20 protein-coding genes and 1 riboswitch are annotated in these 21795 nt (G+C 72.3%); of the genes, 7 read left to right on the plus strand and 13 right to left on the minus strand.

Annotated features, from left to right (window positions below; translation table 11 throughout):
• Positions 1-15 precede the first annotated feature (15 nt).
• The 6 genes from ACFVT5_RS34825 to ACFVT5_RS34850 all read right to left on the minus strand — a co-directional run bounded on the left by ACFVT5_RS34825 (position 16) and on the right by ACFVT5_RS34850 (position 7046).
• Complete coding sequence (locus ACFVT5_RS34825; RefSeq protein ID WP_389896448.1) at positions 16-927, minus strand: ECF transporter S component; 912 nt, start codon at positions 925-927, stop codon at positions 16-18.
• A complete protein-coding gene (locus ACFVT5_RS34830) occupies positions 924-2528 on the minus strand; it encodes an ABC transporter ATP-binding protein (RefSeq protein ID WP_389896451.1) in 1605 nt (534 codons plus the stop codon). The genes ACFVT5_RS34825 and ACFVT5_RS34830 overlap by 4 nt, the downstream gene beginning before the upstream one ends.
• The gene (locus tag ACFVT5_RS34835) at positions 2525-3679 is read right to left on the minus strand and encodes an energy-coupling factor transporter transmembrane component T (protein WP_389896453.1); all 1155 of its coding nucleotides are present in this window, start codon (positions 3677-3679) and stop codon (positions 2525-2527) included. The genes ACFVT5_RS34830 and ACFVT5_RS34835 overlap by 4 nt, the downstream gene beginning before the upstream one ends.
• 13 nt (positions 3680-3692) lie before the next feature.
• Entirely contained in the window at positions 3693-4394 is a 702-nt protein-coding gene (locus tag ACFVT5_RS34840; RefSeq protein ID WP_389896456.1) for an SCO2322 family protein, read from the minus strand.
• A complete protein-coding gene (locus ACFVT5_RS34845) occupies positions 4391-5644 on the minus strand; it encodes a prenyltransferase/squalene oxidase repeat-containing protein (protein ID WP_389896457.1) in 1254 nt (417 codons plus the stop codon). Before ACFVT5_RS34845 ends, ACFVT5_RS34840 begins: the two co-directional genes overlap by 4 nt.
• 136 nt (positions 5645-5780) lie before the next feature.
• Positions 5781-5887: riboswitch (cobalamin riboswitch) on the minus strand.
• A gap of 97 nt (positions 5888-5984) precedes the next feature.
• A complete protein-coding gene (locus ACFVT5_RS34850; RefSeq protein ID WP_389896460.1) occupies positions 5985-7046 on the minus strand; it encodes an MBL fold metallo-hydrolase in 1062 nt (353 codons plus the stop codon).
• A 96-nt stretch (positions 7047-7142) separates the two neighbouring features.
• On the opposite strand from ACFVT5_RS34850, the gene ACFVT5_RS34855 reads away from it, so the two are divergent.
• Both ACFVT5_RS34855 and ACFVT5_RS34860 read left to right on the plus strand, forming a co-directional pair.
• On the plus strand, positions 7143-8600 hold the full coding sequence (locus ACFVT5_RS34855; RefSeq protein ID WP_389896463.1) for an aldehyde dehydrogenase: 1458 nt from the start codon (positions 7143-7145) through the stop codon (positions 8598-8600).
• 2 nt (positions 8601-8602) lie between these two features.
• Positions 8603-8836, plus strand: coding sequence for a ferredoxin (locus ACFVT5_RS34860; protein WP_389896466.1), 234 nt, complete (start codon positions 8603-8605; stop codon positions 8834-8836).
• A gap of 819 nt (positions 8837-9655) precedes the next feature.
• Here the strand turns inward: ACFVT5_RS34860 and ACFVT5_RS34865 are convergent.
• Positions 9656-10276 (minus strand): TetR family transcriptional regulator, encoded by a 621-nt coding sequence (locus ACFVT5_RS34865; protein WP_389896469.1) that lies wholly within the window; start codon positions 10274-10276, stop codon positions 9656-9658.
• A 259-nt stretch (positions 10277-10535) separates the two neighbouring features.
• Between ACFVT5_RS34865 and ACFVT5_RS34870 the strand changes: the two genes are divergently transcribed.
• From ACFVT5_RS34870 to ACFVT5_RS34880, 3 genes are read left to right on the plus strand one after another with little or no spacing between them, the layout of a single operon-like run.
• A complete protein-coding gene (locus tag ACFVT5_RS34870) occupies positions 10536-11954 on the plus strand; it encodes a glycosyltransferase family 4 protein (protein ID WP_389896471.1) in 1419 nt (472 codons plus the stop codon).
• Positions 11948-12682 carry a methyltransferase domain-containing protein gene (locus tag ACFVT5_RS34875; RefSeq protein ID WP_389896473.1) on the plus strand — a complete coding sequence of 245 codons (735 nt, stop codon included), beginning with the start codon at positions 11948-11950 and terminating at the stop codon, positions 12680-12682. Before ACFVT5_RS34870 ends, ACFVT5_RS34875 begins: the two co-directional genes overlap by 7 nt.
• Entirely contained in the window at positions 12679-13749 is a 1071-nt protein-coding gene (locus tag ACFVT5_RS34880) for a prenyltransferase (RefSeq protein ID WP_389896476.1), read from the plus strand. Before ACFVT5_RS34875 ends, ACFVT5_RS34880 begins: the two co-directional genes overlap by 4 nt.
• A gap of 28 nt (positions 13750-13777) precedes the next feature.
• Here the strand turns inward: ACFVT5_RS34880 and ACFVT5_RS34885 are convergent, their stop codons facing one another.
• Positions 13778-14071 carry a hypothetical protein gene (locus tag ACFVT5_RS34885; protein WP_389896478.1) on the minus strand — a complete coding sequence of 98 codons (294 nt, stop codon included), beginning with the start codon at positions 14069-14071 and terminating at the stop codon, positions 13778-13780.
• Between the two features lie 117 nt (positions 14072-14188).
• On the opposite strand from ACFVT5_RS34885, the gene ACFVT5_RS34890 reads away from it, so the two are divergent.
• Both ACFVT5_RS34890 and erm read left to right on the plus strand, forming a co-directional pair.
• Positions 14189-14776, plus strand: a complete 588-nt coding sequence (locus ACFVT5_RS34890) for a hypothetical protein (RefSeq protein ID WP_389896481.1) — start codon at positions 14189-14191, stop codon at positions 14774-14776.
• A gap of 305 nt (positions 14777-15081) precedes the next feature.
• The gene (gene erm, locus ACFVT5_RS34895; protein WP_389896483.1) at positions 15082-15864 is read left to right on the plus strand and encodes a 23S ribosomal RNA methyltransferase Erm; all 783 of its coding nucleotides are present in this window, start codon (positions 15082-15084) and stop codon (positions 15862-15864) included.
• A gap of 25 nt (positions 15865-15889) precedes the next feature.
• Here erm and ACFVT5_RS34900 read toward each other — a convergent pair whose 3' ends face one another.
• From ACFVT5_RS34900 to ACFVT5_RS34920, 5 genes are all read right to left on the minus strand, one after another.
• Complete coding sequence (locus ACFVT5_RS34900) at positions 15890-16900, minus strand: LLM class F420-dependent oxidoreductase (protein ID WP_389896486.1); 1011 nt, start codon at positions 16898-16900, stop codon at positions 15890-15892.
• Between the two features lie 181 nt (positions 16901-17081).
• A complete protein-coding gene (locus tag ACFVT5_RS34905) occupies positions 17082-17927 on the minus strand; it encodes a hypothetical protein (protein WP_389896489.1) in 846 nt (281 codons plus the stop codon).
• 196 nt (positions 17928-18123) lie between these two features.
• The gene (locus tag ACFVT5_RS34910; RefSeq protein ID WP_389896492.1) at positions 18124-19125 is read right to left on the minus strand and encodes an N-acetylmuramoyl-L-alanine amidase; all 1002 of its coding nucleotides are present in this window, start codon (positions 19123-19125) and stop codon (positions 18124-18126) included.
• A 22-nt stretch (positions 19126-19147) separates the two neighbouring features.
• On the minus strand, positions 19148-19822 hold the full coding sequence (locus ACFVT5_RS34915) for a class I SAM-dependent methyltransferase (RefSeq protein WP_389896494.1): 675 nt from the start codon (positions 19820-19822) through the stop codon (positions 19148-19150).
• Positions 19823-19891: 69 nt separating this feature from the next.
• Complete coding sequence (locus tag ACFVT5_RS34920; RefSeq protein ID WP_389896496.1) at positions 19892-21652, minus strand: MFS transporter; 1761 nt, start codon at positions 21650-21652, stop codon at positions 19892-19894.
• Positions 21653-21795: the final 143 nt, after the last annotated feature.

Below are 21795 nucleotides of genomic sequence, written 5' to 3' on the forward strand. Positions count from 1 at the left end.
AATGTGCCGCTCGGGTCAGGGCTGGAGATCCTTGCCGGCCACCGGCGCCTTGTCGGCCACCGATCCTTCTGAAGCCCCCGACCCCTCGACAACCCCCGATCCCTCGAAAGCCACCGGCGCCTCGAACGCCGCCCGCCGTGTCGCCCGCCGCAACGCCTTCAGCACCGTCGCGCCCAGCGTCACCGTGAGCACCACCGTGAGCGCCGCCCGGCCCAGGTCCCAGCCGAGCGAGGTCGCCGCGCAGTAGGCGAGGAAGCGGACCAGATTCGCGTGCACCGCGTCCCCGGGGTGGAAGGCGACGCTCGACGTCAGCTCGCCCATGAAGGGCCAGCCCGCCAGATTCATGACCGTGCCGTACGCGAACGCGGCCAGGAACCCGTACACCGCGAGCATCAGCAGCTCACCGCGTCCCCGTAGCCGCTCGGGCCCCGGCAGCAGGCCCGCGCCGAGCGTGAACCAGCCCATCGCCAGCATCTGGAACGGCATCCACGGCCCGACGCCCCCGGTCAGCAGCGCGGACGCGAACATCGTCACCGAACCGAGGACGAATCCGAAGCCGGGCCCCAGGACCCGGCCGCTCAGCACCATCAGGAAGAACATCGGCTCGATGCCCGCCGTGCCCGCGCCCAGCGGCCGAAGTGCCGCGCCGGTAGCCGCCAGGACCCCGAGCATCGCCACCGCCTTGGGCCCGAGCCCGGACTCCGAGACGGTGGCCGCGACGACCCCGACCAGGAGCACGAGCAGCGCCGCGAACAGCCAGGGGGCGTCCTGGGCGTGGGCGCTGAGCTGGGAGCCGGGACCCGCGATCAGGGGCCAGCCGAAACCGGCGACCCCGACGGCGCTCACCAGACCGAGGGCGGCGACGGACCTCGGGCCCAGCCGGACGACCCGTGGCCTCGTACGAGCGCCTGCGACCCGCGCCCTCATGCCAGCGCCTCCCGCACCTGTGTGACCGTGAGCCACGGCTGGGGCGCGAGCACTTTGGTGACCTGCGGCGCGAAGGACGGCGACGCCACCACGACCTCGGGCGTCGGGCCGTCCGCGACGATCTCGCCGTCCGCGAGGATGACCACGCGGTGGGCGAGTTCGGCCGCCAGCTCCACATCGTGCGTGGCGAGCACGATCGCGTGCCCCTCGGCGGCCAGTGCGCGCAGCAGGGTGACCAGCCGGGCCTTCGCCGCGTAGTCCAGGCCCCGGGTCGGCTCGTCGAGCAGGAGCAGCGGCGGGCGGGCCGTGAGCACGACGGCGAGCGCGAGCGCCAGGCGCTGTCCCTCCGACAGGTCACGCGGATGCGTCGCGCCGTCGATCCCCGGCAGCAGCTCGGACACCAGGGCCCGGCAGGTACCGGGGTCCGCGCCCGCGTCCCGGTCGGCCGCCGCGCACTCGGCGGCCACCGTGTCCGCGTACAGCAGATCGCGCGGCTCCTGCGGGACCAGGCCGACGTGGCGCACCAGGTCGCGGGGGCTCGTTCGGTGCGGCACGGCGCCGCCGACGTGGACGGAGCCGGACGCGGGCGGGACCAGGCCGACCAGCGCGGACAACAGGGTGGACTTTCCGGCGCCGTTGCGGCCCATCAGCGCGACCGTCTCACCCGGGGCGAGGGAGAACCCGACCCCGCGCAGGGCCTCGACCCGGCCGTGCCGGACGGTGAGCCGGGAGACGTCCGCCACGGGGTTCCCGCCGACGGGTGCCGGTACCGATGGGGGCGTCGCCGTCGCCAGGCGTTCCCGCAGCCCGCCCGCCCGGCGCCGTGCGTCCCGCACCGTCAGCGGCAGCGGTGACCAGCCCGCGAGCCGGCCCAGGGCGACCACCGGCGGATACACCGGCGATCCGGCCATCACCTCGGCGGGCGCGCCGAGGACCGGACGGGCGCCCGGCGCCGCGAGAAGCATTACCTGGTCCGCGTACTGCACGACCCGTTCGAGCCGGTGCTCCGCCATCAGGACCGTCGTACCCAGGTCGTGCACCAGCCGTTGCAGCACGGCGAGGACCTCTTCGGCGGCGGCCGGGTCGAGCGCGGACGTCGGCTCGTCCAGGACCAGGACCCTCGGATGCGGGGTGAGGACCGAGCCGATCGCGACCCGCTGCCGCTGCCCGCCGGACAGCGTGGCGATGGCCCGGTCCCGCAGCTCGGCGAGCCCCAGCAGATCGAGGGTCTCCTCGACGCGCCGCCGCATCACGTCCGGGGCGATCCCCAACGACTCCATGCCGTAGGCGAGTTCGTCCTCGACGGTGTCCGTCACGAAGTGCGCCAGCGGGTCCTGGCCGACCGTGCCGACGACATCGGCGAGTTCACGCGGCTTGTGGGTCCGCGTGTCCCGGCCCGCCACGGTGACCCGGCCCCGCAGGGTGCCGCCGGTGAAGTGCGGTACGAGACCGCTCACGGCGCCGAGCAGGGTGGACTTGCCGACCCCGGACGGGCCGACGAGCAGCACGAGTTCGCCTTCCGGCACGGTGAAGTCGACGCCACGCACGGTCGGTTCACCGGCGCCGTCGTAGGTGACGGAGACATCCTCGAAGCGGATCATGAGGTCTCCTCGGAGCGGGCGGTGATCGACGGGGGCGGCGGCGAAGGGGTGGGGGCCGGGGTGACGAACGCGGGCAGCAGACCGACGAGGACCACGGCCGACCAGAGCGGCAACTCCGGGACGCTCAGCGGCACGACCCCCGGGTGCAGGGCCGCCGGGTCCACGGCCCCGCCCCGGATCAGCGCCGCCGCGACGACCGCGCCCGATCCGGCGACCAGCCACGCCCGCACCCCCCACGCGTCGGGCCGGTACCGGGTACGGATCGAGCGGCGCCCGCCCAGCCACAGTCCGCCGAGCGCGGCGGCGACCCCGGCGAGCAGCAACGGCAGCGCGTAGCCCGCGCCGTCCGTGGCGAGCAGCCCGTACGTCCCGGCGCAGACACCGAGCAGACCGCCGAGGGTGAGGACGGCGGTGGTACGGCGCACGGCGGTCGGCACTTCGGCGCTGCGCCCGTAACCGCGCGCGTCCATCGCCGCCGCCAGCGCCACGGACCGCTCCAACGCGCCCTCCAGGACCGGCAGTCCGACCTGGAGCAGCCCGCGCAGCCCCCGGTCGGGGCGCCCCCGCAGCCGGCGCGCGGACCGCAGGCGCCGTACATCGGCGATGAGTTGCGGCGCGAACGTCATCGCGACGACGACGGCGACCCCGGCCTCGTACAGGGCGCCCGGCAGGGACTTCAGGAGCCGTGCCGGGTTGGCGAGCGCGTTCGCGGCGCCGACGCAGATCAGCAGCGTGGCCAGCTTCAGCCCGTCGTACAGCGCGAACACCAGGCCCTCGGCGGTCACCCGGCCGCCGATCCGCATGCCCTGCGCCCAGTCGGGCAGCGGCAGTTCGGGCAGCGTGACCAGGACCTGCGTGCCGGGGATAGGCGACCCGAGGAACACCGCGAACACCAGCCGGATGCCGATCACCACCAGGGCGATCTTCACGAACGCGCCGTAGGAGCGGGCCCAGGGCGCCTCGATGCGGCGCGCGGCGACGACATAGCCCGCGACGCCGATCAGCAGACCGAGCAGCAGCGGGTTCGTCGTACGGGACGCGGCGGTGCCCAGGCCGAGCGCCCAGAGCCACCAGGCGCCGGGGTGGAGGGAGTTGGCGCGGTGGGCCTCCGGGGCGGTACGCGGGCGGACGCGAAAGGGCGCAGGACTCATGGTGGGGACCCGGTCAGCCCCGGCGGCGGCGGGACTGCCAGTACGCGGCGCCCCCGAGGACGACCACGGCACCGATCCCGACGGCGACCCCGACGGAGGAGCCGCCGCTGTCCCCGCTGTCCCCGCTGTTCTCGTTGTCGGACGCGGTGGTCGCCTTGCCGGTCTTCGCGCCCCCGGACCCCGCCACCTGCTCCCCGCACCCGGCCTTCGGATACCCGGAGATGGCGCACAGCAGCGCGTTGGTGTCGTACCGCAGCGGCTTCGCGACCTCGGCGAGCGCCTCGGCGGTGGTCGCGTCCTCGCCGACCCGGGCGCACGCGGTACGGGCCGCCGGCGGGGTCTCGCCGTCCGGGGCGTCGCCCGCCGTGCCGAAGTCGACGACGAGGGCGATCCGCTTCTCGCCGGACCGTGCCGGGGTGCCGTCGCAGATCGCGCCGAAGTCATGGGCGCCGCGCGGTGTCGTGGCGTCCTGGGAGTCCTCGCTCACGGCGAAGCGGAAGCCCTGTACGTCACCGTCCGACGGGCGTGCGGTGGAGGGGCCCTGGGTCGCGTACGCCCACCGGTCGCCGTCGAGGTCCCAGAAGGACCAGTAGCGGTAACCGGCGGCGTGCGCGGGGGCCGCGCCGAGGAGGGTGACGCACAGGGCGACGAGAAGGGCGCCGAACAGGGCGGCCACCGCCGGACCAGGGCGCCGGAGGACCGCTGCCGGCTTCACGACCGCTGCTTCTTCAGGCGTCCGCTCAGCAGGAATCCGATGCCGACACCGCCGACGAGTCCGACGCCGATGATCCACCAGACGCCGACACCGCCGTCGTCATCGGTGTTCTTGCTGGTGTCGGTCTTCCCGGTCGGGGACGCGTCGGCCGTCTTCGCCTGGGGCGCGGGCCCGGTCGCGTTCAACTGCCCTACCAGGTCGGTGGAGCCGAAGTCGCGCGGGTCGGAGCCCACCGCGTGCGCGGCGAAGATCAGCTGGGCGTACGCGGCCGGGCCGCCCTGGTCGGCCCAGGCGGTGGCGTTGCCCTCCAGCCAGGCCAGCGCCTTCTCGCCCTCGTCGGTCCGTCCGGCGGCGGCGAGCGCGACGACGGCGTCGGCGGTGTTGCCGTAGTCCGGCTGGTCCTCGGCGCCGGGCAGCGCGGACATCAGGTGCCCGTCCTTGAGGAGGGCCTTGGCGAGCTGGGCGGCGCCGTTGCGGGCGGCGCCGTCCGTAGTCTTGGCGGAAGCCGCGTCGCAGCCCGTACTGGTCTCCTTCGGAGCCTCGGCGGCCGTGGCCGCGAGGCCGACGCCGAGTCCGCCGACGATACCGGCGGCCGTGGCGTCCGCGTTCGCCGCGAGCTTGCCCTTCTTGTCCGGCTGGTAGGCGTAGGCGCCGCCGTCCTTCTCGTCGCAGGGGATCGCGAGGGCGAGGAGCGCGTCGTACGGGGACTTGCCGTCCGGCGAGGCGACGTCGGCGGGCTTGGTGCCCGCGGCGACGAGCGCGCCGATCACCACGGAGGTGGAGTTGGCGTCGCTGGGACCGCCCGGGTTGTAGGCCCAGCCGCCGTCCTTGTTCTGGACGGACCGCAGCCAGTCGACGCTCTTGCGTACCGTGGCGTCCTGCCCGCCGAGCGCGGCGAGTGCCTGAACGGCGGCGGCCGTGCTGTTGGTGTCGACGGGGGTCTTCGCGTCGCACGCCGTGCCGGAGTCGGCCCGGAACGCGGCGAAGGCGCCGTCCGCGCACTGCTGCCCGGTGAGCCAGTCGACGGCCTTGGCCGCCGGCTTCACCTTCACGGTGTCCTGGGCGAGCAGGGCGAGCGACTGCCGCCACACCCCGTCGTACGTCGGGTCGGCCTTGCCGTAGAGGCCCGAGGGGAGCGCCAGCGAAGGGGACGCGGAGGGAGCTGTCTCGTCGGCGAGGGCGGACGGGGCGGCCCCGGTGCCTATCACTGCGGTGGCGGCCAGGACCGCTGCGCTGCGGCGAATATTCATGATCGGCGGGTGCCTCTCCCTGCGGGGGCCGGGCGGCACGGGCACACGGGGGTACCAGGCGGCTCCGGCTCCGTATGCCTCGACGGTGCCGGTCACCGGAGGTCCCGGTGACATGGGCCGGTCACGTCCCCGGTGAGGCATTCCGGCTCACCTCGGAGACGGCTCGTATCGAGAAGGGCTCGATTCGAGGACGGCTCGAAGGCTCACGGCTGCGGGTCAGCGCCGGATTCCCACCGGCTTCCCCCCACCAGGGCATGATGACGACCTGCTTACTGTACCGGCCCCGGAATCGCGCTCTCCGGCACCTCGGAACCGGGCTCGGCCGCTCCGTTTTCCGCCGTCAGTCCACCGCCCGGTACGTCACCGGTTCACTGCTCGGCACCGGCTCGGCGCGGCCCAGTTTGACCAGCCGGCGCAGATGGGCCTCCGCCTCCGAGACGGCGATGGTGCGGGAGGCGAACGGAATCTCCGCCCAAGGCCGGTTCCAGTCCATGCGTTCGGCGAGCTGCCAGGGCGTGAGCGGGGCCGCGAGCAGGGCGTGCAGATGGGTGAGACGGGACTCGTGGTGGTCCAGGAGGGCCCGCACCCGGGCGGGCGCGTCGGTGAACGCGTGCTGGTGCGCCGGGAGGATCTCGGCCGGCCCGAGCCGGCCCACGCGCTCCAGCGAGTCGAGGTAGTCGCCGAGCGGGTCCGGTACGGCGGTGCTGTCGTCCGGGTCCTCGTAGAGACCGATGTGCGGGGTGATCCCGGGCAGCAGATGGTCGCCGGAGAAGAGCCGGCCATGGCCCGGTAGGCCCGCCGGGTGTTCCTCCTCCAGGTGGAGGCAGACATGGCCCGGGGTGTGGCCCGGCGTCCAGATCGCGCGCAGCCGGCGGCCCGCGAGGGGCAGCAGATCGCCCGGGACGATGTCACGGTCCGGGAGCGCGGGGCGCGTGCCGGGCATGCCCGAGCGCCCGGAGCCGCGGGCCGCGCGCAGCGGCGCCACCAACTCGTCGGGCGCCCCGGCCGCGGTGAGCTTCGCGGCCATGTAGGCGTACCAGCGCTCGGGCCGGTTCTCCCGGGTGCGGCGCACCACCTCCGCGTCGGCGGCGTGCATCGCGATCCACGCGCCCGACGCCTCACGGACCTTGCCCGACAGACCGTGGTGGTCGGGGTGGTGATGCGTGACGACGACGCCGTGCACCGCGTCCACCGAGGTGCCGCAGGCGGCCAGCCCCTCGGTCAAAGTGTCCCAGGACGTGGGGTCGTCCCAGCCGGTGTCGACCAGGACCGGGCCGCTGTCGGTGTCGAGGAGATGGACCAGGGTGTGGCCCAGCGGGTTGTCCGGAATGGGGACCCGGATCGACCGGACGCCTCCGCCGTGATCGGTCACCTGCGTCTGCGAAGTCAACGGTTGCCCCATCTCTCTGCGGTGGCACGGGCATTGCCCACTATAACTAGAACTGGTACTAGTTCTGAGACAGTGTCAGATAGCGTCCTCCGGGAGGCGGTCACAGCCATGACCGAGCGTGTGGAACACGGACAGCTGTTCATCGGCGGGGCGTTGGCCGACCCCCTCGGCCAGGAGGTCATCGAGGTGATCTCGCCGCACACCGGTGAGGTCTTCGGCCGCGTACCGCACGCCTCGCCCGCCGACGTCGACCGTGCCGTGGCCGCCGCCCGCACGGCGTTCGACGAGGGCCCCTGGCCTCGGATGACCCTCGACGAACGCATCGAGGTGGTGTCGCGGATCAAGGACGGAATCGCCGTACGGCACGAGGAGATCGCCCGCTCCATCAGCTCCCAGAACGGCACCCCGTACACATCGAGCGTCATGGTGCAGGCGCTCGCCGCGATGATGGTGTGGGACGCGGCGATCACCGTGGCGCGCGGCTTCCGGTACGAGGAGGCGCGCGACGGTGTCCTCGGGAAGCTGCTCGTGCGGCGCGAGCCGGTCGGGGTCGTGGCGGCCGTGGTGCCGTGGAACGTCCCGCAGTTCACCGCCGCCGCCAAGCTCGCGCCCGCGCTGCTCGCCGGGTGCCCGGCCATCCTGAAGACCTCGCCCGAGGCGCCTTTGGACGCGTACATCCTCGGTGAGATCGCCGCCGAAGCGGGCCTGCCCGAAGGTGTGTTGTCGATTCTCCCGGCCGACCGCGAGGTCAGCGAATACCTCGTCGGACACCCCGGCGTCGACAAGGTCTCCTTCACCGGGTCGGTCGCGGCGGGCAAGCGGGTGATGGAGGTGGCGGCGCGCCATCTCACCCGCGTCACCCTGGAGTTGGGCGGCAAGTCGGCGGCGGTGATCCTGCCGGACGCCGACGCGGCCACCGCGGTCGCGGGCATCACGCCCTTCGCGTGGATGATCAACGGCCAGGCGTGCGTGGCCCAGACCCGGATCCTCGTACCCCGCACGCGTTACGACGAGTTCGCGGAGGCGTTCGCCGCCGCCGCGAACGGGCTCAAGGTCGGCGACCCGCTCGACCCGGCGACCGAACTCGGCCCGCTGGTCGCCGAGCGCCAGCAGCGGCGCTCCCTCGACTACATCCGCATCGGCCAGGAGGAGGGCGCCAAGGTCCTTGCCGGGGGCGGCCGTCCGGCCGGATTCGACCAGGGCTGGTACGTCGAGCCGACGCTCTTCGGCGACGTCGACAACTCGATGCGGATCGCCCGCGAGGAGATCTTCGGGCCGGTGATCTGCCTGCTCCCGTACGGCGACGAGGACGAGGCCGTCCGGATCGCCGACGACTCCGACTACGGGCTCTCCGGCAGCGTATGGACCGCCGACGTCGAACGCGGCCTCGACATCGCCCGCCGGGTACGCACCGGCACCTACTCCGTGAACACCTTCAGCCTCGACATGCTCGGGCCGTTCGGCGGCTACAAGAACTCCGGTCTGGGGCGGGAGTTCGGGCCCGAGGGGTACGGCGAGTACTTCGAGCACAAGATGATCCATCTGCCGGCGGGGTGGGAGGCGTAGCGATGGGAGACCGCTGGCATGTCGAGGTGGACCGGGGGGTGTGCATCGGCTCCGGCATGTGCGTCGGCACCGCCCCGACCGGCTTCCAACTCGACCCGGCCCGCCAGTCCCACCCCCGGGACTCGGACACGGACGCCAACGAAGCCATCCTCGCGGCGGCGGAAGGCTGCCCCGTGGAGGCCATCACGATCACCCTGCGCGAAACCGGGGAACCGGTGTTCCCCCCTGACGACTGAACGCCCCCTTGCGCAGGGGGCGGCAACGAGCGAATCCCCGCCCCCCATTCCGCTACGCGGGACGCTCTCGGCCGTGGCGCACTGCGGCTGCGGCGGGAGGGGTTTCGGCGGGGTTCGGGGTGCGGGTTCGTTGCTCGTCCCGCCGGACTCTGGCCGATGTGGCGCACCACGGCTGCGGTGGGAAGGGGTTTCGGCGGGGTTCGGGTGGAGGCCGTCCTCCATTCCGCCGGACTCTCGCCGATGTGGCGCACCACGGCTGCGGCGGAAAGTGGGGCGGCGGCGGTCGGGGGTGAGCCTTCCCCGGCCGGGCGAGGGCGGGACTCCTGCCGCCGGCGCGGTGGCCTCTTGCCCCGGCGGGGCACCTTTCCGCCGCAGCGGTGGCGCGCCAGGGTGCTGGTTGTTCGGCGGAATGGGTGGCGGGCCCGGCCTGGGGGTGGTGTCTGCCTCCGTCGGCTCCGGGCATCCGCCCCGGCGGCGGCTGGTGTGCGGCGCTGCGGTGGGCTTTCGCCCCGGAGGGGCAAACTTCCCGCCGCAGCGGCGGTCCGCCACGGTGGCGGGTGTTCGGCGGAATGGGTGGCGGGCCCGGCCCGGGGGTGGTGTCCGCCTCAGCCGGCACCAGGCATCCGCCCCGGCGGCAGCCCTTCGCCCCGGAGGGGCACTTTCCCGCCGCAGCGGTGGCGCGCCACGGTGGTGGGTGTTTGGTGGAATGGGTGGCGGGCTCGGCCCGGGGCGGGCTTCGCTTGCCGTGTGGCGGGAAGCCAAGGACAGGGCTTCGCCCTTGGGTGTGGGGGCGGGCCGTGTCCGGGAACTCCGGTGACGTTACTTCCGGGGAGCCGGTTCCGTGAGGTCAATCAGGCGGCAGACCGTTTCGATGTCGATTTTTACCTGTGCGATCGACGCTCGGCCGGAGAGCCAGGTGATAAGGGCCGAGTGCCAGGTGTGTTCGATCACGCGGACCGCCGACAGTTGCTCGGGGGTCGGGTTCTCCAGGCCCATCGCGTCCAGGATGATCGCCGTGGTCTGGCGGGACACCTGGTCCACCTCGGGGCTGACCGACCGGTCGGCGAAGGTCAGGGCGCGCACCATGGCGTCCGCGAGATGCGGCTCCCGCTGGAGTGCGCGGAAGGCCCGCATCAGGGTCTCCGCGACCCGCTCGGCGGGCGCGTCGGCCCCGGGCGGACGCTTCCTCAGCGTCGTGTGCAGATGCTGCAACTGATCCTGCATCGTCGCCACCAGCAGATGCACCTTCGAGGGGAAGTACCGGTACAGCGTGCCCAGGGCGACACTCGACGACTCGGCGACCTCCCGCATCTGCACCGCGTCGAAACCGCCCCGGCTGGCCAGTTGGGCGCTGGCGTGCAGAATGCGCCGGCGCCGCGCCTCCTGGCGCTCGGTGAGAGGAGGCGATGCCGGATCCGACGGCTTGGCTTCCGCTGTCATCTGTCCCGTTCCATGGCGGTCGTCCGTGTTCGATCGAGTATGAAGGAATGTGCACCGAACTGAACCAAAGGGAACCAGGCTCCCGGCCGCACAGCATGGCAGGGCTCGCCGTCGTGGCGCGAATCACCTGGTCCGGCCGACCATCGGTGGCTACCTGCCGGTAGATTCAGAGCTTCTTGAACGATCAAGTCTGAAACTTGTTCTACATTAGCGCCCACGCGTAGGGTCGCGTGGAATCGCCGCGAGAAGGGGGCCCGGAGTGACCGCTGAGGCCATGGAAGCTGGCCCTCGTGCCTCCATGGAGAACGGCCCCCCGGCGGACGGCGGCAAGCCGCTGCGCATCGCCCTCCTCACCTATAAGGGCAACCCGTTCTGCGGCGGCCAGGGCGTCTACGTACGCCACCTCTCGCGTGAACTGGCCCGCCTGGGCCACCGCGTCGAGGTCATCGGAGCCCAGCCCTACCCCGTACTCGACGTGTTGGACGGAAACGAAGACGGGAACGAAGTCGGGGCCGAAGATCTCCCCCGCGCCATCGATCCCGCTCTCACCGAGCTGCCGAGTCTCGACCTCTACCGCCAGCCGGACCCCTTCCGCACCCCCGCCCGCTCCGAGTACCGCGACTGGATCGACGCCCTGGAGGTCGGCACCATGTGGACCGGCGGCTTCCCCGAGCCGCTGACCTTCTCGCTGCGCGCCCGCCGTCATCTGCGCGCCCGGCGCGGCGAGTTCGACGTCGTCCACGACAACCAGACCCTCGGCTACGGCCTGTTGGGCGGCCTCGGCGCCCCGCTGGTCACGACGATCCATCACCCCATCACCGTGGACCGCCAGTTGGAGCTGGACGCGGCCGACGACTGGAAGCGCCGCGCGTCCGTCCGCCGCTGGTACGCCTTCACCCGGATGCAGAAGCGCGTCGCCCGCCGTCTGCCGTCCGTACTCACCGTCTCCGGCTCCTCGCGCCAGGAGATCGTGGACCACCTCGGCGTACGCTCCGAGCGCGTCCACGTCGTCCCTATCGGCGCCGACACCGCCCTGTTCTCGCCGGACGCGTCGGTGCCCGAGATACCGGGCCGTATCGTCACCACGTCCAGCGCGGACGTCCCCCTCAAGGGCCTGATCCACCTGGTCGAGGCGCTCGCCAAACTCCGTACCGAACGCCCCGACGCGCATCTCGTCGTCGTCGGCAGGCGGGCCGAGGACGGACCGGTCGCGGGCGCCATAGAGCGGTACGGGCTCCAGGGCGCCGTCGAGTTCGTCAAGGGCATCTCCGACGCCGAACTGGTCGACCTCGTCCGCTCGGCCCAAGTCGCCTGCGTCCCTTCGCTGTACGAGGGTTTCTCGCTGCCCGCCGCCGAGGCGATGGCGACCGGGACACCGCTCGTGGCGACCACCGGCGGCGCCATCCCGGAGGTCGCCGGCGCCGACGGCGAGACCTGCCTCGCGGTGCCTCCGGGCGACGCGGGGGCGCTGGCCGCCGGGCTCGGCCGGCTGCTCGCCGACCCGGACCTGCGGACGCGACTCGGGCGCGCCGGACGCGAGCGGGTCCTGAACCACTTCACCTGGGCGCGGGCCGCGCGCGGGACGGTCGACCACTACCGTGACGCCATCGGCCGCTCGACGGCCACCGATCCCGGCCGCTCAGCGGCGGCCCCGCTGGGGAGCAACCACGCATGCTGACCGTCGACTTCACCCGCTTCCCGCTCGCTCCGGGGGACCGCGTCCTGGACCTCGGCTGCGGCGCGGGCCGGCACGCCTTCGAGTGCTACCGGCGCGGCGCCCAGGTCGTCGCCCTCGACCGCAACGGTGAGGAGATCCGCGAGGTCGCCAAGTGGTTCGCCGCGATGAAGCAGGAGGGCGAGGCACCCGAGGGCGCCACCGCCACCGCGATGGAGGGCGACGCGCTCGCGCTGCCGTTCCCCGACGAGTCCTTCGACGTCGTGATCATCTCCGAGGTGATGGAGCACATCCCCGACGACAAGGGCGTACTCGCCGAAATGGTCCGGGTGTTGCGCCCCGGCGGCCGGATCGCCGTCACCGTCCCGCGTTACGGCCCCGAGAAGGTCTGTTGGGCGCTCAGTGACGCGTACCACGAGGTCGAGGGCGGCCACATCCGTATCTACCGCGCCGACGAACTGCTCGGCAGGATGCGTGAGGCGGGCCTCAGGCCGTACGGCACGCACCACGCGCACGGGCTGCACTCGCCGTACTGGTGGCTCAAGTGCGCGTTCGGCGTCGACAACGACAAGGCGCTGCCCGTACGGGCGTACCACAAGCTCCTGGTCTGGGACATCATGAAGAAACCCCTGGCCACCCGGGTCGCCGAGCAGGCGCTGAACCCGCTGATCGGCAAGAGTTTCGTGGCCTACGCGACCAAGCCGCACCTGCCCGTGGCGGTCACCTCGTGACCACACCCCGGACAGAACATCTCGTACTGCCCGGGGTCCTCACCGCGGAAGAGGCGTCGGTCACCGTCCGGGGCATCCTCGCCGCACAGCGCGAGGACGGCGCGATCCCGTGGTTCCGCGGCCACCATCTCGACCCCTGGGACCACACCGAGGCGGCGATGGCCCTCGACGCGTCCGGCGAGCACGAGGCCGCCGCGCGCGCCTACGCGTGGCTGGCCCGGCATCAGAACCCGGACGGCTCCTGGTACGCCGCCTACGCGGACGGCGACTTCGAGCGGGTGACGGACCGGAGTCGCGAGTCCAACTTCTGCGCGTACGTCGCCGTCGGCGTCTGGCACCACTATCTGGCCACCGGTGACGATGTGTTCCTCGACCGGATGTGGCCCGTCGTGCACGCCGCCGTCGAGTTCGTCCTCGCGCTCCAGCGGCCCGGCGGCCAGATCGGCTGGAAGCGCGAGGCCGACGGAAGCGCCGTCACCGACGCGCTGCTGACCGGGAGTTCATCGGTGTACCACGCGCTGCGCTGCGCGCTCGCCGTCGCCGAGCAGCGCGAAGAGCCGCAGCCCGACTGGGAGTTGGCGGCGGGCGCGCTGCGGCACGCGATACGCCGGCACCCCGAGCGGTTCCTCGACAAGGACCGCTACTCGATGGACTGGTACTACCCGGTGCTCGGCGGCGCGGTCACCGGCGCGGAGGCCACCGCCCGGATCGCGGCGGGCTGGGACCGGTTCGTCGTGCCGGGACTCGGGGTGCGCTGTGTGGTGCCCAACCCGTGGGTGACGGGCGGTGAGTCGGCCGAACTCGCCCTCACCCTGTGGATGGTGGGCGAGTCCGACCGCGCTCTGGACGTCCTCCAGTCGATCCAGCATCTGCGGGATCCCGCGTCGGGCCTGTACTGGACGGGGTACGTCTTCGACGACCGGGCGATATGGCCCGAGGAACTCACCACCTGGACGGCGGGTTCCCTGCTGCTCGCCGTGGCGGCACTCGGCGGCGACGAGGCCACGTGCGCCGTGTTCGGCGGGGAGCGGCTGCCGGTGGGCCTGGACCCGGACTGCGCGTGCTAGGGCTTGGTACGGGTCCGGGCGGCGGGTTCTAACGTCGGTGGAGGCGGTTGGCGATGGCGTGGCCGATGAACAGGTAGACCACCGCCGCCAGACCGTAGCCCGCCACGACGCGGGCCCATGCCTCGTCGAAGGTGAACAGGTCGTGCGACCAGCCCGCCAGCCAGTCGGCGAGGTGGTGGACGAACTGGACGAGGTCGTTCCCGCGGTTCGCGTCCAGCAGATACATCAGGATCCACAGTCCGAGGATCACGGCCAGGACATCGGCGACGATCGCGACGACCGTCCCGGCCTGGTTGGCTCCGGTGCGCGTGTGAGACGACATGCCGTGCGAGTAGCCCGTATCGCGGCGGCCAAACCCGTACGGGCTCGCCCGACTGGCGCAGGACACGGCACCGGGTGAGGCTGCCCGGGAGAATCGCCCATCCCGGGAGGACCCGCCGTGCCCCGTACCGCGCCGTCGCCACGTTCCGCTCCGCTGCGTCGGACCGTCGTCGCCGTGACCCTGTGCTGCGGCCTGCTGGCCGGGGCCACCGCCTGCGGCGGCAAGGGCGACAGCGCCGCGTCGGCGTCCCTCGCGGACGCCGCGTCGCCGACCGCGTCCGACACCGCCGAGCGGCAGAAGCTCGCCAAGACCCGCTTCGTCGCCAACGCGGGCCTCGCGGCCGGGGCGACGTACCAGTGGATCGTGAAGCCCTATCGCGCGGGCACGTTCAAGAGCGGGGCGAAGGGCCGCAAGGTCGCCCTGGTGAAGGCGGGGCTCGCGGGGACCTTCGCCTACAACCGGTTCAAGGCCGCCTCGCGCAACGCCCAGGGCGACCCGACCCTCGCGAAGGCCGTCGCGCCGCTCACCGCGGGCATCGAATCCCTCAAGAGCCTCCCGTCGAAGCTGCGCAAGGGCGAGTCGACGGACTCCGTGGTGAACTCCTTCGACCAGGTCGTGGGCCAGGTCAAGGGGGCGGGCAAAAGCGCGGGCGCGGAGGTGACGGACAAGGTGCCGTCCACCTCGCAGCTCAACTCGGGGGGTTGAGGGGTTGAGGGGGAGCCGTGAAGGGGCGTCGGAAAAAACCGGTTGCCGTGGGCCCCGGGGTGCCCGGTAGCGTGACCGGCATGTGTTGTGGCTTCTCAGTCTTCGTAGGGATCGCGCTGATTCGCGAGCGCCGCGTCTAGCGGCGGCCCTTTCCCGTACCGCATCGCGTACCGAGTTCCGTACAGAATTCCGTACTGAATCGCGTACCGCATCGCGTACCGAGAAGTACCGCCGCTCCGGAGAGACCTCGCCGGGCGGCTCCTCTCGCGCTGCCCGGCTTCCCCCGAAGCCGCGGAGATCCAGCAGTGCCCACCTCATCTCGTCCTGGCCGTCATGAACTCGGCCAGAACTTCCTGTACGACCCGTCTGTCATCCGCTCCGTCGTCGGCCTGGTCGCCGAAACCGCCGGACCCATCATCGAGATCGGTGCCGGAGACGGCGCGCTGACCCTGCCGTTGCAGCGGCTCGGCCGACCGCTGACCGGTGTCGAGATCGACGACCGGCACGCGGCACGGCTCGCGCGCCGTACCCACCCGTCGACCGCCATCGTCCACGCGGACTTCCTCCGCTACACCGTGCCCGCCACCCCGCATGTCCTGGTGGGGAACCTGCCCTTCCACCAGACCACGGCGATGCTGCGGCACATCCTCGGCGCCCCCGGCTGGACCGAGGCCGTCCTCCTGGTGCAGTGGGAGGTCGCGCGGCGCCGCGCGGGGGTGGGCGGCGCGACGCTGATGACGGCCCAGTGGTGGCCGTGGTTCGCTTTCGGTCTCGTCCAGCGGGTCCCGGCCACGGCATTCCGCCCACGCCCCGGAGTCGACGCCGGCCTGATGACGATGACCCGCCGCCTCCACCCCCTGATCGACCACGGAGACCGAAAGCGGTACCAGGACTTCGTGCAGCGGGTGTTCACGGGAGCGGGGCGCGGTCTGCCGCACATCGTCTCGGGCGCCGCACCGCACCTGCCGCGACGTCAGATCCAGTGCACGCTGGGCAAGTTGGGCATCACCCCCACCGCCCTCCCCAAGTCACTGACCGCCGAACAGTGGGCGGGGCTGTTCCGGTCCGCCCGGTGCGGGCCTGTCTAGGCATACGAGCGCTACCGGGCGGGGCTCAACTGTTCAACTCCGCCAGGACGCGGAGCGTGTGGGGGTCCGGGGACAGGAGGAGTAGGTCTGTTACCGGGCCCTTGCGCCACAGGTCCAGGCGTTCCGCTATGCGTTCGCGCGGGCCCACCAAGGAGATTTCGTCGGCGAAGGCGTCCGGGACCGCGTGGATCGCCTTGTCGCGGTGGCCGGCGAGGAACAGGTCCTGGACCTGCCGGGCCTCCTCCTCGTATCCCATGCGGGCCATCAGGTCGGCGTGGAAATTGCGGGCCGCGTGACCCATGCCGCCGATGTAGAAGCCGAGCATCGCCTTCACCGGGAGGAGCCCTTCGGCCACGTCGTCGCAGACCGTCGCTCGGGCCATCGGCGCCACCATGAAGCCGTCCCGGGCCTCGGCGAGGGGCGCCTCGTAGAGGTCCGCCCGCTGCGGTGACCAGTACAGCGGCAGCCAGCCGTCCGCGATCCGGGCCGTCTGCGCGATGTTCTTGGGGCCTTCCGCGCCGAGCAGGATCGGCAGGTCGGCGCGGAGCGGGTGCGTGATCGGCTTCAGCGGTTTCCCGAGGCCCGTACCGTCCTCGCCCCGGTACGGATGCGGATGGAAGCGACCGTCCGACTCCACCGGGCCCTCGCGCCGCAGCACTTGGCGGATCACGTCCACGTACTCGCGGGTCGCCGTCAGCGGTGAGGAAGGGAACGGACGGCCGTACCAGCCCTCCACCACCTGCGGGCCCGACAGGCCCAGGCCCAACATCATGCGCCCGCCCGAGAGATGGTCCAACGTCAGTGCGTGCATCGCCGTCGTCGTGGGGGAGCGCGCCGCCATCTGCGCCACCGCCGTGCCCAGGCGGATACGGCTCGTACGCGCCGCGATCCAGGTCAGCGGGGTGAACGCGTCCGAGCCCCAGGACTCCGCGGTCCACACCGAGTGGTAGCCCAACTCCTCGGCCGCGCGGGCCAGTTCGATGTGCGCGGGGTCGGGGCCACGGCCCCAGTAGCCGAGCGCCACTCCTAGCCGCATGTCCCCACCAGCCTCCGTAGCACGACTGCTGCTGCTTTCTGACTGTTCGTCAGCTTCCTTATCCGCTCGGACTGTACGGGCACCCCGCGCCCGGCGCAACGGCCACGGGAACACGGGCAACGACAACGGCCCCCACCCATCAGGGTGGAGGCCGTCGCCAACCGTACAAGCGGACGCGGGGTCAGCCGCGCTGGATGCCCGTCGTGTCCTGGAGCATTCCGCGCCGACCGTCCTGCGTCTGCGCGATCAGCCCGGGACCCCGCTGCTCGACCGCCAAGTACCAGGTACCGGGGGCGAGTTCGGCGATCGGGGTGGGGGAGCCGTCCTCCGGGTACAGCGGACGCGGCACCGGCACCGCGAACCAGAACGGCGAGAACTCACCGGGGTTGGCTGCCTGCGGTGCCGGACCGGGCTGGCCCGCACCGGCCGGCGGCGGCTGCGGCGCGGCCTGGCCGCCGAACAGGTTCTGCTGCGGCGGCTGCTGGCCCCCGTACGGCTGCTGCTGCTGGGCGCCCGGGTAGCCGTAACCACCCTGCGGCTGGCCGCCGTACGGCGGGACCTGCGGGCGCGGGGCGCCGACGAGCGGTGCCTTGAGCGCCGGTACGAGCGGGGTCGCGACGGCCGCGCCGGCGAGCGCCAGCGCGGCGATCAGGCCGAGGATGAGGCCGACACCGCTCGACAGGTCGCCACCGAGACCCAGCAGGTCGTCGAACGAACCGGCCGGGTCGAAGATGGCGCCGAGCGACGACCAGGCGGCGAAGATCGCGAACGCGACGCCGACCTGGGCCAGTTCGAGACCGGCGACCTTCTTTCCCTCGGGCAGGGCGCGGCTCGCGATGATCAGGCCCGCGGCGATGATCCCCGCGAGATAGACGCTCATGATGAGGTTGCCGTTGTCCCAGGCGTTCGGCACGTTGTCGCAGCTGCCGCCCTTGCAGTCGAACGTGTCGAGGAACGAGGCGATGAACAGCAACACCGCTGCTCCGATCACCACGCCGTCGCCTCTAGTGAGGGAGCGGATATTCACTTCAGGTCCTTCGTCAGTCGTCTGGTCGGTCGCTGGTGGGCGTCGCTGTCGCCGATCGGTCGCGGTGTCTCGCGGTCGTGCGATGGTGCGGGGCCGCGGTGGTTCACGGTACGAAGCGCGGGGGTGGCCCCCCATCGTAGAGGTGACACTATCGTCCGTATGGCGGGGGTGTCTGCCAGGTCAGGGGCAGGAAAGGTCACCCTCGCAGGAAACTCACGATTCCCTCAGAGATCCCTTGCGCCGCGCGCTGCCGCCAGGCGCCGTCCGTCAGCAGCGCCGCGTCCTTGGAGTCCCGCATGTTGCCGCACTCGATGAACACCTTCGGGACCTTCGACAGGTTGAGACCGCCGAGGTCGCTGCGGACGTCCAGGCCCGTGCCGTCGCCGACATAGTTGGAGGGCGCGCTGCCGGTCGCGCGCACGAAATTGCCCGCGATCCGCTCACCGAGGTCACGCGAGGGCGCCATGATCGGGGCCGTGTCGGCGCCGCCGCCCTTGACCAGGGCGGGCAGGATCACATGGAAGCCCCGGTTGCCCGCGGCCGAACCGTCGGCGTGCACCGACACCACCGCGTCGGCCTTCGCCGTGTTGCCGATCCGGGCCCGCTCGTCCACGCAGGGGCCCCAGGGCCGGTCAGCGTTCTGCGTCAAGGTGACCGTGGCGCCCTGCTGTTGGAGCAGCGTCCGCAGCCTGCGGGACACGTCGAGGGTGAACTGCGCCTCGGTGTACCCCGCGTTGGTGGAGGTGCCCGTGGTGTCGCACTCCTTGCGATTCGTCCCGATATCGACCTGGCGGTTGATCTCGGTCGTGTGCTGGAAGTTGCCCGGATTGTGCCCCGGGTCGATGACGACGACCTTGCCCTTGAGGGGGCCCTTCGCGGCAGGCGCGGACGACGACGGCTGGCTGCCGCCGGGCTTGGTGTCGTCCTTGTCGCCGTCCTTGGCGCTCTTGCTCGGACCGGGGGACCGCGACGGCGTCGGCGTCGGGTCGGCCTCGGTTCCGGACACCGTGGCCGAGCCGTGCGTCTCGGGCAGCGAGCGGGCGGGCCCGCCCCCGTCGGAGGCGCTGCCCACCACCGTCCAGATCAGCCAGGCGACGAGCGCCGTGGGCACCAGTGTGGCGACCGCGACCATGGCGGTACGCCCACGGGAGCGGCTCGGCGGCGGGGTGGGCTCGAATTCCGGACCTGCGTACGACACGACAGCGACTCTAACCTCGGGGTCAGGCGCCGGGGCCTGTTCGGCGCAGGACGCGCAGGGAGTCGGTCACGGATACCTCCGAGAAGGCGCCGGACGCCAGTGCCCGGAGGTAGACGCGGTACGGGGCCTGGCCGGTGAATTCGTCCACCGGGTCGGGGAACACGTCATGGATCGCGAGCAGGCCGCCGTCCGCGAGACGTGGTGCCCAGCCCTCGTAGTCCGCGGTGGCGTGCTCGTCGGTGTGGCCGCCGTCGATGAAGACCAGACCGAGCGGGCCGCTCCAGATCCGGGCGACCTGCGGGGACCGGCCGACGATCGCGACGACGTGGTCCTCCAGGCCCGCGCGGTACAGGGTGCGGCGGAAGGTGGGCAGCGTGTCCATCGGCGCGGCTCTGGTGGCCGGGTCGAACAGCTCGGGGTCCACCACCTCCGGGTCGTGGAAGTCCCAGCCCGGCTGCTGTTCCTCGCTGCCGCGGTGGTGGTCGACGGTGACCGCGGTGACGCCGCGGGCGCGGGCGGCGTCGGCGAGCAGGATCGTGGACCGGCCGCAGTACGTGCCGACTTCCAGCAGGGGGAGCCCGAGGCGGCCGGCGTCGAGCGCCGCCCGATGCAGCGCCAGCCCCTCGTGTTCCGGGAGGAACCCTTTGGCCGCGCGAAAGGCGTCCAGGACTTCGGGGGACGGGGGCGCGGTGGTCATACGGTCATGGTCCCGTACGGATCGGGGTGACCGGTGACCGGGGCGACCGGGAGTCGGCGCGGACGAAGGTCAGGTCACATGTGCCGGGGCCGTCGCCGGCAGGCGCAGGTCCAGCTCGACCGTGTCCTCCCTGTTCAAGGCTGTTGCCGCGCGGGCCAAAGGGGCGTGGCCCGAAGCCGTCGCCGCGAGGACATACGCTCCGCCCGCCGGTACCGGCACCGCGTACCGCCCCGTCTCGTCCGTCAGGGTCGCGCCCGCCTGGCGGCCACGGTGGTCGATCAGGGTGATCTTCGCGCGGGCCACCGGCAGACCCGCCGCGTCCAGCACCCGGCCCCGGAACCCGGGGCACCGCGGTGCCGTCACTGTCTCCGCCGTCTCCGCTGTCTCCAGGCGAGGCGTCGCCGCGGTCTTCCGGCGCGACGGGAGGAACACCGCGAACAGCAGCCCCACCGCGACCGCGCCCGTGGCGATCAGGAACGAGAGCCGGAAACCGTGCAGCGTCGGCACCGCGACCCCTCCCGCCTGGGTGGCGGTGCGGGCCAGGACCATACCGATCACGGCACTCGACACGGACGTACCGATCGACCGCATCAACGTGTTCAGGCCGTTCGCCGCGCCCGTCTCGGACGGGTCGACCGCGCCGATGATCAGCGCGGGCAGCGAGGAGTACGCCAGACCGATGCCCGCGCCCAGGACCACCGAGATCACGACGGTCTGCCAGGCGGCGCTCATCATGCCGATCCCGGCGCCGTAGCCGATCGCGATGATCAGCATGCCGAGGATCAGCGTGACCCTCGGGCCGTACGTGGACGACAGGCGCCCGTACACCGGGGCCATGAACATCATCGTCAGACCCAGCGGCGCCACGCACAGCCCCGCGACCACCATCGACTGACCCAGGCCGTACCCGGTCGAGGCGGGGAGCTGGAGCAGCTGCGGGAGGACGAGCGAGACGGCGTAGAAGGCGACGCCGAGCATGACCGAGGCCAGGTTGGTGAGCAGTACCTCGCGGCGTGCGGTGGTGCGCAGGTCCACCAGCGGGGCCTTCACCCGCAGCTCCATCACGCCCCAGGCGAGGAGTACGGCGACGGCCGCGCCGAACAGGCCGAGCGTGAGCGGCGCGCCCCAGCCCCAGTCGCTGCCCTTGGTGACCGGCAGCAGGAGCAGGACCAGACCGGCCGAGAGGCCGAGCGCGCCCGGCAGGTCGAAGCGGCCCGGGGCGCGCAGCGGGGACTCCGGTACGACCCGCAGGGTCAGGACGATCGAGACCACCCCGAGGACCGCCGACGAGAAGAACAGGGCGTGCCAGTCGAGGTGCTGGGCGATCAGTGCGGCGGCGGGCAGCGCGAGACCGCCGCCGACGCCGATCGACGAACTCATCAGGGCCATCGCCGAGCCGAGCCGTTCGCGCGGCAGCGCGTCCCGCATCAGTCCGATGCCGAGCGGTATCGCACCCATCGCGAAGCCCTGGAGCGCCCGCCCGGCGATCATCACCAGGAGGTCGCTGGTGAACCCGGCGACCAGCGAACCGACCACCATCACGGCCAGGCTGCTCAGCAGCATCCGGCGCTTGCCGTACAGGTCGCCGAGGCGGCCCATGATCGGCGTGGAGACGGCGCCCGCGAGCAGGGTCGACGTCAAGACCCAGGTGGCGTTGGACGGGGTGGTGCTCAGCAGCGCCGGCAGGTCCTTGATGACCGGGACGAGCAGGGTCTGCATGACCGCGACGACGATGCCCGCGAAGGCGAGAACCGGAACGAGACCGCGCCCGGGGTTCCGGGTGCGGTCAGGATCGGGGGGAAGGGCGGACGAATCCGTCGTCTGCGTCATCGCGTGCTGCCTCCGGGCGGGGGAGAGGGTGCGTGGGGTACGTGCAAGGTGAACCTTTCCGCCCCGGGCTGCTATTCCGATGAACGTCGTACGACGGCGAGATTTGACTTCTTGTTTACTCAGGCAACGATCTCCCCCGTATC

Source organism: Streptomyces sp. NPDC058001 (assembly GCF_042886315.1).
Taxonomy (GTDB): Bacteria; Actinomycetota; Actinomycetes; order Streptomycetales; family Streptomycetaceae; genus Streptomyces.

Excerpts from the sequence above, each read along its gene's own strand:
- ACFVT5_RS34920 (WP_389896496.1), bottom strand. The coding sequence starts at position 21,652 with ATGACGCAGACGACGGATTCGTCCGCCCTTCCCCCCGATCCTGACCGC.
- ACFVT5_RS34885 (WP_389896478.1), bottom strand. The coding sequence starts at position 14,071 with ATGTCGTCTCACACGCGCACCGGAGCCAACCAGGCCGGGACGGTCGTC.
- ACFVT5_RS34900 (WP_389896486.1), bottom strand. The coding sequence starts at position 16,900 with ATGCGGCTAGGAGTGGCGCTCGGCTACTGGGGCCGTGGCCCCGACCCC.
- ACFVT5_RS34825 (WP_389896448.1), bottom strand. The coding sequence starts at position 927 with ATGAGGGCGCGGGTCGCAGGCGCTCGTACGAGGCCACGGGTCGTCCGG.
- ACFVT5_RS34860 (WP_389896466.1), top strand. The coding sequence starts at position 8,603 with ATGGGAGACCGCTGGCATGTCGAGGTGGACCGGGGGGTGTGCATCGGC.
- ACFVT5_RS34915 (WP_389896494.1), bottom strand. The coding sequence starts at position 19,822 with ATGACCACCGCGCCCCCGTCCCCCGAAGTCCTGGACGCCTTTCGCGCG.
- ACFVT5_RS34845 (WP_389896457.1), bottom strand. The coding sequence starts at position 5,644 with ATGAATATTCGCCGCAGCGCAGCGGTCCTGGCCGCCACCGCAGTGATA.
- ACFVT5_RS34850 (WP_389896460.1), bottom strand. The coding sequence starts at position 7,046 with ATGGGGCAACCGTTGACTTCGCAGACGCAGGTGACCGATCACGGCGGA.
- ACFVT5_RS34865 (WP_389896469.1), bottom strand. The coding sequence starts at position 10,276 with ATGACAGCGGAAGCCAAGCCGTCGGATCCGGCATCGCCTCCTCTCACC.
- ACFVT5_RS34875 (WP_389896473.1), top strand. The coding sequence starts at position 11,948 with ATGCTGACCGTCGACTTCACCCGCTTCCCGCTCGCTCCGGGGGACCGC.
- ACFVT5_RS34855 (WP_389896463.1), top strand. The coding sequence starts at position 7,143 with ATGACCGAGCGTGTGGAACACGGACAGCTGTTCATCGGCGGGGCGTTG.
- ACFVT5_RS34830 (WP_389896451.1), bottom strand. The coding sequence starts at position 2,528 with ATGATCCGCTTCGAGGATGTCTCCGTCACCTACGACGGCGCCGGTGAA.
- ACFVT5_RS34835 (WP_389896453.1), bottom strand. The coding sequence starts at position 3,679 with ATGAGTCCTGCGCCCTTTCGCGTCCGCCCGCGTACCGCCCCGGAGGCC.